At 71.6% G+C, this 10,925-nt stretch carries 8 protein-coding genes and 1 pseudogene; 4 read left to right on the forward strand and 5 right to left on the reverse strand.

The genetic code is table 11. From position 1 onward, the window contains the following. Positions 1-114: 114 nt before the first annotated feature. Complete coding sequence (gene aspS, locus BZY54_RS23635) at positions 115-1,878, forward strand: aspartate--tRNA ligase (protein WP_086727341.1); 1,764 nt, start codon at positions 115-117, stop codon at positions 1,876-1,878. Between the two features lie 83 nt (positions 1,879-1,961). Here the strand turns inward: aspS and metG are convergent, their stop codons facing one another. The 5 genes from metG to BZY54_RS23660 all read right to left on the reverse strand — a co-directional run bounded on the left by metG (position 1,962) and on the right by BZY54_RS23660 (position 8,135). Then, a complete protein-coding gene (gene metG, locus BZY54_RS23640) occupies positions 1,962-3,578 on the reverse strand; it encodes a methionine--tRNA ligase (protein ID WP_086727342.1) in 1,617 nt (538 codons plus the stop codon). Between the two features lie 86 nt (positions 3,579-3,664). Next, positions 3,665-5,326 carry a VWA domain-containing protein gene (locus tag BZY54_RS23645; protein ID WP_086727343.1) on the reverse strand — a complete coding sequence of 554 codons (1,662 nt, stop codon included), beginning with the start codon at positions 5,324-5,326 and terminating at the stop codon, positions 3,665-3,667. 116 nt (positions 5,327-5,442) lie between these two features. Continuing rightward, complete coding sequence (locus BZY54_RS23650) at positions 5,443-6,459, reverse strand: endonuclease/exonuclease/phosphatase family protein (protein ID WP_425276306.1); 1,017 nt, start codon at positions 6,457-6,459, stop codon at positions 5,443-5,445. Between the two features lie 42 nt (positions 6,460-6,501). Further along, a complete protein-coding gene (locus tag BZY54_RS23655) occupies positions 6,502-7,464 on the reverse strand; it encodes a hypothetical protein (protein ID WP_086727344.1) in 963 nt (320 codons plus the stop codon). Positions 7,465-7,682: 218 nt separating this feature from the next. Continuing rightward, the gene (locus BZY54_RS23660) at positions 7,683-8,135 is read right to left on the reverse strand and encodes a hypothetical protein (RefSeq protein WP_086727345.1); all 453 of its coding nucleotides are present in this window, start codon (positions 8,133-8,135) and stop codon (positions 7,683-7,685) included. A gap of 237 nt (positions 8,136-8,372) precedes the next feature. On the opposite strand from BZY54_RS23660, the gene BZY54_RS23665 reads away from it, so the two are divergent. The 3 genes and pseudogenes from BZY54_RS23665 to BZY54_RS54795 all read left to right on the forward strand — a co-directional run. After that, complete coding sequence (locus BZY54_RS23665) at positions 8,373-9,452, forward strand: hypothetical protein (RefSeq protein ID WP_086727346.1); 1,080 nt, start codon at positions 8,373-8,375, stop codon at positions 9,450-9,452. A gap of 69 nt (positions 9,453-9,521) precedes the next feature. Continuing rightward, positions 9,522-9,884: an effector-associated constant component EACC1 gene (locus tag BZY54_RS23670; protein ID WP_244217302.1), complete on the forward strand. Its 363-nt coding sequence runs from the start codon at positions 9,522-9,524 to the stop codon at positions 9,882-9,884. Between the two features lie 3 nt (positions 9,885-9,887). Beyond that, positions 9,888-10,925, forward strand: a pseudogene (locus tag BZY54_RS54795) (hypothetical protein); the annotation flags it as partial.

Below are 10,925 nucleotides of genomic sequence, written 5' to 3' on the forward strand. Positions count from 1 at the left end.
CCCGCGTGAATGGGGGAGAGCCGAGCGTGGGGCGGCCGGTACCCTTGGTAGGTCCGGGCCGGCCCGTGTCCGCGCCCCGGTGATCCCCGATCCGCGAAGACTGGATGAACGACGATGCATCGGTACAGGTCCCACACCTGCGGCCAGCTCCGCTCCTCTGACGTCGGCACCGACGTCCGCCTGAGTGGCTGGCTGCACAATCGGCGCGACCTGGGCGGCATCCTCTTCATCGATCTGCGCGATCACTACGGCATCACGCAGCTCGTCGCCCGTCCCGGCACGCCCGCGTACGAGGCGCTGGACAAGCTGTCCAAGGAGACGGTGGTCCGCGTGGACGGCAAGGTCGTTTCACGTGGAACCGAGAACGTGAACCCGGACCTGCCCACCGGCGAGGTGGAGATCGAGGTCGGCGAGGTCGAGGTGCTGGGCGCCGCGGCTCCGCTGCCCTTCACGATCAACGCCGAGGACGGGGTCAACGAGGAGCGGCGCCTGGAGTACCGCTTCCTGGACCTGCGCCGCGAGCGCATGCACCGCAACATCATGCTGCGTACGGCCGTGATCTCGGCCATGCGCCAGAAGATGGCCGCGATGGGCTTCAACGAGATGGCGACGCCGATCCTGTCCGCCACCTCCCCCGAGGGCGCCCGTGACTACGTGGTCCCCTCCCGTGTGCACCCGGGCAAGTTCTACGCGCTCCCCCAGGCGCCGCAGCAGTTCAAGCAGCTGCTGATGATCTCCGGCTTCGACCGCTACTTCCAGATCGCGCCCTGCTTCCGTGACGAGGACGCCCGCGCGGACCGCTCGCCGGGCGAGTTCTACCAGCTCGACGTGGAGATGAGCTTCGTCGAGCAGGAGGACGTCTTCCAGCCGATCGAGAAGCTCATGACGGAGCTCTTCGAGGAGTTCGGCAACGGGCGCCACGTCACCTCCCCCTTCCCTCGCATCCCGTTCCGCGAGGCGATGCTCAAGTACGGCTCCGACAAGCCGGACCTGCGCGCCCAGCTGGAGCTCGTCGACATCACCGACATCTTCGAGGGCTCGGAGTTCAAGGCGTTCGCGGGCAAGCACGTGCGCGCGCTGCCGGTGCCGGCGGTCCAGGACCAGCCGCGCAAGTTCTTCGACCAGCTGGGGGACTACGCGGTCGCGCAGGGCGCGAAGGGCCTGGCCTGGGTGCGTGTCGGCGAGGACGGCTCCCTGAGCGGTCCGATCGCGAAGTTCCTCACGGAGGACAACGTCGCGGAGCTGACGAAGCGCCTGTCCCTGTCGGCCGGCCACGCCGTCTTCTTCGGCGCGGGCGAGTTCGACGAGGTCTCGAAGATCATGGGCGCGGTGCGGGTGGAGGCCGCGCGCCGGGCGGGTCACTTCGAGGAGAACGTGTTCCGCTTCTGCTGGATCGTCGACTTCCCGATGTACGAGAGGGACGAGGAGACGGGGAAGATCGACTTCTCCCACAACCCCTTCTCGATGCCGCAGGGCGGCCTGGAGGCCCTCGAGACCCAGGACCCGCTGGACATCCTGGGCTGGCAGTACGACATCGTCTGCAACGGTGTCGAGCTCTCCTCCGGCGCCATCCGGAACCACGAGCCGGACATCATGCTCAAGGCCTTCGAGATCGCGGGCTACGACCGTGAGACCGTCGAGGACAAGTTCGCCGGTATGCTGCGCGCCTTCCGCTTCGGCGCCCCGCCGCACGGCGGCATCGCCCCGGGCGTCGACCGCATCGTCATGCTGCTGGCCGACGAGCCCAACATCCGCGAGACCATCTCCTTCCCGCTCAACGGCAACGCCCAGGACCTGATGATGGGCGCCCCGACCGAGCTGGACGAGCCCCGCCTGCGCGAACTCCACCTGTCGGTGCGCAAGCCGCAGCCGAAGTAACCGGCGCCCGCTCGTGAAACGGCCCGGAACCATCTCGGTTCCGGGCCGTTTTCCGTCCGGGAAGCTCCGCGTCCCGAGGGCGGCTATGCGCCGGGCTTCTCCTCCAAGCGGGGGAAGAGGACCGCGCCCTTGGTGACCGTGGAGCCGGCCGGGAGGCTGCCCCACTCGCCGGCCTCCTGGACCTTCTGGTCCGCCAGGGCGCCCAGGGACGCGTCCGCGCCCAGGGAGTCCCACAGCTTCTGGGAGGTCTCCGGCATGACCGGGTTCAGCAGGACGGCGACCGCGCGGAGGGACTCCGCCGCTGTGTAGAGGATCGTGGCGAGGCGGGCCTTGCCCTCGTCGCTCGTGTCCTTGGCGACCTTCCAGGGCTCCTGCTCGGTGATGTAGCCGTTGACCTGCTTGACGAAGTCGAAGACGGCGAGGATGCCGCCCTGGAAGTCCAGCTCGTCGCCGATCTTCCGGTCGGCCTCCGCGACCGCCCTGGCCAGGCCGTCGTGAATCGCCTTCTCGGCCTCGCCGTCCGCCGTCGCCTCCGGCAGTGTGCCGCCGAAGTACTTGCCGACCATGGCCGCCACACGTGAGGCGAGGTTGCCGTAGTCGTTGGCCAGCTCGCTGGTGTAGCGCGCGGAGAAGTCCTCCCAGGAGAAGGAACCGTCCTGGCCGAAGGCGATCGCCCGCAGGAAGTACCAGCGGTAGGCGTCCACGCCGAAGTGCGAGGTCAGGTCCTGTGGCTTGATGCCGGTCAGGTTGGACTTGCTCATCTTTTCGCCGCCGACCATCAGCCAGCCGTTGGCCGCCACCTTGCGGGGCAGTGGCAGGCCCTGGGCCATCAGCATGGCCGGCCAGATGACCGCGTGGAAGCGGAGGATGTCCTTGCCCACCAGGTGCACGTCGGCCGGGAAGGTCGACTCGAACTTCTCCGGGTTCTCGTTGTAGCCGACCGCCGTGGCGTAGTTCAGTAGGGCGTCGACCCAGACGTAGATCACGTGCTTGGGGTCCCACGGGATCGGGATGCCCCAGTCGAAGGTCGAGCGGGAGATCGACAGGTCCTGCAGGCCCTGCCGGACGAAGTTCACGACCTCGTTGCGGGCCGACTCGGGCTGGATGAAGCCCGGGTTCGCCTCGTAGTGGGCGAGCAGCTTGTCGCCGTACTCGCTCAGCTTGAAGAAGTAGTTCTCCTCGCTGAGGGTCTCCACCGGCTTCTTGTGGATCGGGCACAGCTTCTGGCCCGCGTACTCGCCCTCGCCGTCGAGCAGCTCGCCGGGGAGCTTGTACTCCTCGCAGCCCACGCAGTACGGGCCCTCGTAACCGCCCTTGTAGATCTCGCCCTTGTCGTGCAGGTCCTGGACGAATTCCTGGACGCGGTCGGTGTGCCGCTTCTGCGTCGTACGGATGAAGTCGTCGTTCGCGATCTCCAGGTGCTCCCACAGGGGGCGCCAGGACTCGGTGACGAGCTTGTCGGCCCACTCCTGGGGCGTGACCCCGTTGGCCTCGGCCGTGCGCATGATCTTCTGACCGTGCTCGTCCGTGCCGGTGAGGTACCACACCTTCTCGCCGCGCTGACGGTGCCAGCGCGTGAGCACGTCGCCTGCGACGGTCGTATAGGCGTGGCCCAGGTGAGGAGCGTCGTTGACGTAATAAATGGGGGTGGAGACGTAGAACGCCTTGCCACCCTGCTTCTCGGATCCAGTGGCCGCCATGGTCGAAATCCTACTGGCCCCGTGAAGATCGACTCACATGCGTTTCGGGGGGTGGACGGACCGGGCCGTCCACCCCCCGGCGCATCCTACGGGCGCCAGGCCGCCAGTACGCCCTCGTAGAGCTCCTTGTCCGTGAGCTCGCGGGGGGTGGGGCCCGCGTGGAAGAAGGAGGTGTTGTCGGACTTCAGTTTGCGGAGGTAGTCGAACGCCTTGTTGTCGTGCTCGCCGAAGGCGACGAAGGAGAAGAAGACGGCGGGGTGGTTCTTCGCCGCCTCGGTGAGGGCCTGGGTGGCGGGGGTCTTGGCGTCGGGGGCGCCGTCCGTCTGGAAGATCACCAGTGCGGGGGTGGCGGTGTCGTCCGTGGACTTCTGGTGGTGGGTGAGGACCTCCTCGACCGCCGCGTGGTAGCTCGTACGACCCATGCGGCCGAGGGAGGCGTGGACCTCGTCGATCCTGTTCTCGTGGTCGGCGAGGGTCAGGTCCGCGGTGCCGTCCACTTCGGTGGAGAAGAACGTCACGTGGACCGTGGCCTCGGGATCCAGGTGAGCGGCGAGCGCGAGGGTCTGCTCGGCGAGGGCCTGGGCGGAGCCGTCCTTGTAGTACGGGCGCATGGAGGCCGAGCGGTCGAGGACGAGGTAGACCTTGGCGCGGGCGCCGGTCAGGTCGTTCTTCCCGAGGGCGGCGGTGGCGGCCTTGTAGGCGGTGGTGAGGCCGGGGGCGCCGGACTTCACGCGGGCGAGGGGGACGGCGGGCTTGGCGGACGTCTCCGTCTCGGACGTGGGTTCCGCTGCGGGCGCGGGTTCCGCCGTGGGAGGAATTTCGGCCTCGGCTTCGCCGGCGACCGGGTTCTCGCTCCCACCCGCACCACCGGGGCGGCCTTCGTCGCCCGGTGCGGGTGGCCCCTGCGGGGCTTCCACCGCGTCGGCGGCTTGCGGTTCGTCCGTCTTCGCCGTCCCCGCCTCCGGCTCCGTCTCCGGTTCCGGCTCGGCCTGCGGTTCCGGCGTCGGTTCCGTCACTGTGGCTGTCGCCGTCTCCGTCCCAGGCTCCGGCTCCGGTTGCGTCTCCGCTTCCGGTTCCGCCTCTGTCTCCGGCTCCGGTTCTGCCGCGGCAGACGCCTCCGGCTTCGGGTCCGCCGCGGTGGCCGGATCCGTCACTGTCTCCGGTTCCGGCTCCGAGTGCTTCTCCGCCTCCGGCTCCGCCGCCGCTTCCGGCTCGGGCGCTGGCTCAGCAGATGCTTCCGGTTCCGCCTCAGCGGACGCTTCCGGCTCTGCCTCAGCGGATGCTTCCGGTTCCGCTTCAGCGGACGCTTCCGGCTCTGCCTCCGCCGACGCCTCCGTCGACGCCTCCGGCTCCGGTTCGGGCGTCGGCTGTTCGGCCGGGGGATCCTCCGGGGCTGGGTCCTCGGCCGTCGGGGTCTCGTTCGGTGGGGTCTGCGTCGTCGGTTCCACCGGCTTGGCCGGCTTGGGGACCGTGATGTTGTCGAAGGCCGCTGCGACCAGTTCGTGTTCCTCGCGCTCTGCGGGAGGGGACGTGCGGGGGTCCGGCACGTGGGCCGAGGCCGAGGTCGACGGCCTGGGGTCCGGGGTGGGCTCCGGGGCCGGTGACGGGACCTGGACCCTGGGCTCCGGCTGCTGCGCAGCTGTGGGGGAGGGCTCCCGGGTCGGAACCTGTTCCGCACCCTCTGCTTCGGCCGTACGCCCCTTGCGTGAGCGGCCGAACGCGTTCCGCAGGCGAGTGAGAATGCCCATGTGCGCAACCCTTCGCGTGAGTTGTTCCCGTCAATCCCTGGCCAGGACGGACACGTAAGGTTAGCGGCCCCTGGTAGTGATCTTGGGCAGGGGAGAGAGTCGGGGGACGGGCCGTGTCAAGGCCGGGTCGCCGTGGACCGGGGCATGTGCATCGTGACGTCGACCAGCAGGGCCCGGTGATCGGTGTCGGCCAGCCGCAGGAAGCGGGCATGGGCCGCGGAGAACTCCTCCGAGACCAGCACGTGGTCGATCTGGGCGCCCAGGGTCGGCGTGGTGCGGGCCGGCCAGCTGGGGGTGCGGTCGGAGCCGGCGAGGCGGGCCGCGTCGTGCAGGCCGGTGCCGAGGATGCGGCGGAAGGCCGCGTGGTCCTGGGAGGCGTTGAAGTCACCGGCCAGGACGGTGGGCGTTCTGTGGTCGGCCGCCGCGAAGGCCCGCAGCCTGCCGAGTTCCCGCTGCCAGAGTGCGACCTGGCCGGCGAGCGGCGGCATGGGGTGCGCCAGCTGGAGCCGTACGGTGTGCCCGCGGACGTCGGCGAGCGCGCCCGGCATGCCCATCGTGCCGCGAACGCCGTCGGTGCCCTTGAGCGCGTACCTGCTGAGGATGATCGAGCCCTTCGAGCTACCGGCCGCCACCGCCCGCCGGTAGGGGTAGTCGCCGCCGACCTCCCGCCGCAGCGAATCCTGGCACGTGTATTCGCACTCCTCCACGAACACGATGTCCGGCCTCTCGCGGCGGATCACCGGGACGAGGGCGGGCGTGCCCCGGCCGAACTCCACGTTCGAGGTGAGGACCCGAATGTGGGCGACCGGGGCGCCCGCCGGTTCCGCCACCCTGCCGTAGGGCTCGATGAACCACGCCAGCAGACCGAGCGCCGCCATGCCCCACACCACCCCGAACCACCAGCGGCCGAGCAGGGCCAGCGCCAGTCCCAGGCCGGTGGGGACGAGCAGCCAGGGGAGGAAGGCGAGCAACTGCGGTACGGGCGTCATGCCGTCGCTGTCGGCGAGCCGGCAGCCGACGACCACGCTCACCCCGGCGAACAGCACTCCCGCGCACCAGGCCCGGGCCTTCAGGCGCCGTCCGGGTCGCCCTTCCTGATCCGTGCGATCGGTCTCGTACTGGGTCGCGGCCACGGGCCCCGAGCCTACGAGGGGTGGTCCGCGCGCGCCAGGAGATCAGGCTTCGACGCGTGTCGGTTCCTGGGGCGGGGTCTGGGTGGGGGCCGAGGCGGCGCGGCGGCGGCGTCCGAGGAGGAGGCGAAGGCGTGGGCGTGGGGGGCGGCGGCGTTTGGTGCGGCGGCGGGTGAGCCAGGTCAGGGCGGCCACGGCCAGCCCCAGGGCCATCAGCAGCCACGAGGCGGTGCGCAGGGTGGCCGTGAGGGCGTCGTAGACGGCGGCCGCGGCCGGCTGGGAGACCTCGTCGGGCAGGTCGGACAGGGTCAGGCTGCGGCCCACGGCGATGGCGACGGCGAGCAGCGCGCCGCCGAGGGCCGTGCCGAGCGCGGTGGCGGTGAGCGCGCGGCGGCGGCAGACGGCCAGGGTGATGCCGGCGACGGCGAAGGTGACGGCCGCGACGGGGAGCCAGAAGCCGGCGACTTCGAGCACGTGGAACCCCTTCCGCAGACGGCCCAGTTCCTGGGCCGGGAGCAGGGCGACCTCGGTGTGCTCGACGGGGATGCGGTTCGCGAGCGGCACGTGGTCCTGGGCGAGCTGGTCCTTGACGTGGGAGGCGACGGGGGCGAGGTCGACGGTGACCGGGCGGTCCTGTTCGCCGGGTTCGTCGCGTAGGGCGCGCAGGACGGCGTCGTGGGTGACCCGGTTGCCCTCGTTCCACGCCGTGCGGAAGGCCGCGGTCTGGGTGAAGGACCGGACCGCGTCGTGCACGAAGGGGGCCACGGTCGCGCGCATCACCCGGGCGTCCACCTGGTGGTCGATCTGGTCGAGGATCCCGTTCCCGACGGTTTCCGCGATCGCGTCGCGCACGTCCGGGTCGGCGGCGAGCGGGGCCATCGTGGTGACGTAGCGGCTGGTGTCCGTGAGCCCGTACGCCGCCCAGGCCGACAGCAGGCCGAGCGGCACCAGCAGGCACGAGAGGGCGATCAGCACGGCGGACAGGCCGCTTCGCAGGCGTCGGGACACCCTCTCAGCGAAGGCTCCCGGCACCGGCTCCGCCAGCGGAGAGGCGGCAATCGGGTGACCACGGTGATCACACGGACGTCAGCCCCCACTGGTTGCCGGTGTCACGCAAGTCCCTGCCCGTCACGCACGTCCACGGAAGGGGCCGGGCAGGCGGGGACGGCGGGTCCCGGGGTGTGCGCTGCCGGAGGCCCACGGCCGTGCGTTGTGGCCGCGGAAAGTCAGCGGACGGAGCGACCCTGCGCGTCCTCGTGCGTGTAGAACCAGTAGAAGCAGAACAGGCCGACGATGGCGCCGAACCCCAGTGACAGGCCGACGGTCAGCAGCAGGGACTCGCCGGACTGGTTGTACAGGAACCCGAAGGCCACGGCGGAGAAGAGGAACCACACGAAGGCGTGCAGCTCGCGCCGCAGCCGCGGGGCCACGTACAGCACGCCGGCCATGAGCACCGTGAAGACGATCACGGTCACGAAACCGAACACCAGGTTCCCGGTCGTGATCGGTCCGCCGGCACGCCGGTTGGCCGCGGCCCAGTAGCCGTAGACGAGTCCGATGACGAAAGGCACCGCCCACCGTCCCACGGTGTGCGCCCGGCCGCTGAAGAAGTCGGGCGTACGGGGCTCGATACGCGTGGTGCTGGTGGTGCGGGCGGGCACGGGTGCCGCGTGAGCCATGAGAGCGCTCCTCTCTCCTCGTCGCCCCCGCCTACCAGAGCACACCTGGGACGGACCCCTGGCAAGTCGGCGGAAGCACATCCGTACCCGTCTTCGCAACCGCAGCGGTCACAGCGGTTACGGTGCTTGCGTACACGACCGACGACGCGGGGGTGCGCGAGCGGCGAGAGCTGCCGTACGAGGCCGGTGAGCGCTGCCGTACGCGACCGACGACCGGATCACCGACGCGGGGGGACCATGCCTGGAACCGTGCTGCTGCTCGCGGCCTCGCCCGTGGGCAGGGGGCGCCTGGTGGACGCCGCGTCCGTGCTTCCGGTGCTGGCCGCCGTCGAGCCGGCCGTGCTGTCCGGCACCGACACCGCGAGCGTCGTCGAGCTCGCCGACCCGCTGGAGCCGCAGGCCGTCCTCACCCGGCTGCGCGCCGCCGCGGCCTCTCCCGGCCCGCTGACCCTCTTCGTCACCGGCCAGCTCCAGCTCGACCGCCGCCAGCGCCTGCCCCACCTGGCGCTGGCCCGCACCACCGCGGCGACCGTCCGGTACACCGCCCTGCCCTGGCACTGGCTGCGCGAGGAGCTGCGGCTGCGCCCGGACGGCACGACCACGCTCGTGGCCGATCTGTACGCGGACGCGGAGAGCTGGCAGCAGCTGCGCGAGCGCCCCTTGGACACGGGCGGCAACATCGCCGTGTACGGCCGCATCGCGCCGCCGCCCTCGCGGCGCACGGTGGCCGCCCCGGCGTACATGAAGGCGGTGGCGACGATCCTGCGCAGCGGGCACCGGCCGCCGCCGGAGCGGCTGCACGAGCAGGCGCTGGCGCGGCTGGCCGACGGTGAGGAAGGGCCCGGGGCGGACGGCGGTCCGGGTCTCGTGCTCACCGCCCGGCGTCCGCCGGCGACCGATCCGCACGCCGCCATCGCCGCCTGGGTGGAGTCCGGGCGGCACGGCGACGCCGACGCGCTCGCCGCCGGCTGGGAGCAGGCGGCCGTACGGGCGTACGGGGCGGCCTCCGAGGACGCGCTGCACTGGACGGAGGTCCGCGCCGACCTGGCGATGTTCGCGGGGGACGCGGCCCGCAGCTGCCGTGCCTGGCTGACCGTGGCCGCCACCCGGCTGGCCATGGGGCAGGGCGCCGACGCCCCCGCGGTCGAGTCGGCCGTCGACCGGGCGCACCACCAGTGGGGACGGATCCGTGACGCCGAGCAGGCCCGCGAACTCGGGCCGGTGCTGGCGGAGTTGCGCGGACGTGTCCCAGGGCGGCAGCGGGGTGCGCTGGACCATGTGCGGCGGCAGCTGCGGCAACTCCAGGCCAAGAACTGACGTACCGTCAGGTCATCGACTGCTGCGAACCCTCCCCAGGGACCGTCCCCGGTGCCAGAATGGTGAGTTATGGCTGAGGGGGATGGCGTGGCCGGCCGAGGCATCCGGGTCCGGCTGGACGGTGGCGCGAGCAACAACGACGTCGCCGCGCTGAAGGCGTGGCTGGAACGAGAGAAACCGCTGGACGACCGGGTCCGCGACGGGCAGCTGCGGATCCTTGAACGGCCCCGTGCGGGCGGGCCGCCCGGGCACATGGGCGCGGGCATGGAGATCCTCCTGGTCGTGGCGGGCGCCGGCGCCGAAGCCCTGTTCAAGGAACTGCTGGAACAGACCAGGCGGGCGGTCGCCGCCTGGCTGGAGAACCGCCGCCGGGTGGAGAGCGGCGATTCACCCGAGCCCCACGTCGATCCGGTGAACCCCGACGAGGGGTAGCCCGTGAGCCGTTTGGACCCGCGCGGGCGGGTGAACCGGGCGCTGCTGGTGGGCGTTTCGGAATACGACCACACGCAGCCGGTCGAGCCGGACGGGGTCCCCGGCGACCTGCCCGCGGTCCGGCACAACATCAACGGCATGCGGCACGCCCTGCTGCGGGGCGGTGTGTTCGGCGAGCGGGAGATCACCGTCTGCCGTTCGCCCTCCCTGGACGACTTCACCGAGGAGCTGCACACCGCCGCCCGGCAGGCCGAGGGGCTTTTGCTGTGCTACTTCGCCGGGCACGGCAGCGGTGCCCGCCGGATCGTGGTGATCCTGGACTGCTGCTACGCGGGCAACGCGGCCAAGGTGTGGCACGACTTCGTCCACCACCAGCGGATCCTGCTGCTGATGAGCGTGCAGGCCAACCGCCTCATCGACTCGGGCGACGGCACGGGACCGACTCCGTTCACCGAGGAAGTAGTACGGCTGCTCGGCACGGACGAGGAGGTGTCGGCCCGGGACCTGTTCGCCGGGCTGCGCGAGGGGATGCTCCGGGCGGCCCGCACGACCACCCTCGGGGACCGGTGGGAGCCCCAGTTGGCCGCGGAGCCGGGCACGGACGTGCTGCTGACGGCCCGGGCCGAGAAGCCGAAGGCGCCGCCGCCCCGGCCGTCGGCACCGAGCCCGGAACCCGGACCCGGGTCAGCACCCGCGCCCGCACCGGATCCCGCACCCGGTCGGGCCGTGCCCCCCACGCCCACGCCCGCCGCGCCGCACGTAGCGCCCTCCTCCGTCCCGCTCCAGTCGTCCGAGGAGCCGGCACCCTCCACTCAGTCGTCCGCGCCGCCACCGGGAGGCGGGCGGACCGAGCACATCGAGGGCATCGCGCCCGGCGGGCCCGGTCGGCCGGATGAGCCAGGCCGGTCCGACGGGCCCGGCGGCTCCGAGGAACCCGGCGGAGTCGAAGAGCCCGGCGAGCCCGGCGGAGGCGGCGAACCGAGCCGGCTGCCCGCGGTCCTGCGCGTCGTGCGGTCCCGGGTCCGCGCCGCCGCGCGGTGG

The organism is Streptomyces carpinensis (assembly GCF_002154505.1).
Classification (GTDB): Bacteria; Actinomycetota; Actinomycetes; order Streptomycetales; family Streptomycetaceae; genus Streptomyces; species Streptomyces carpinensis.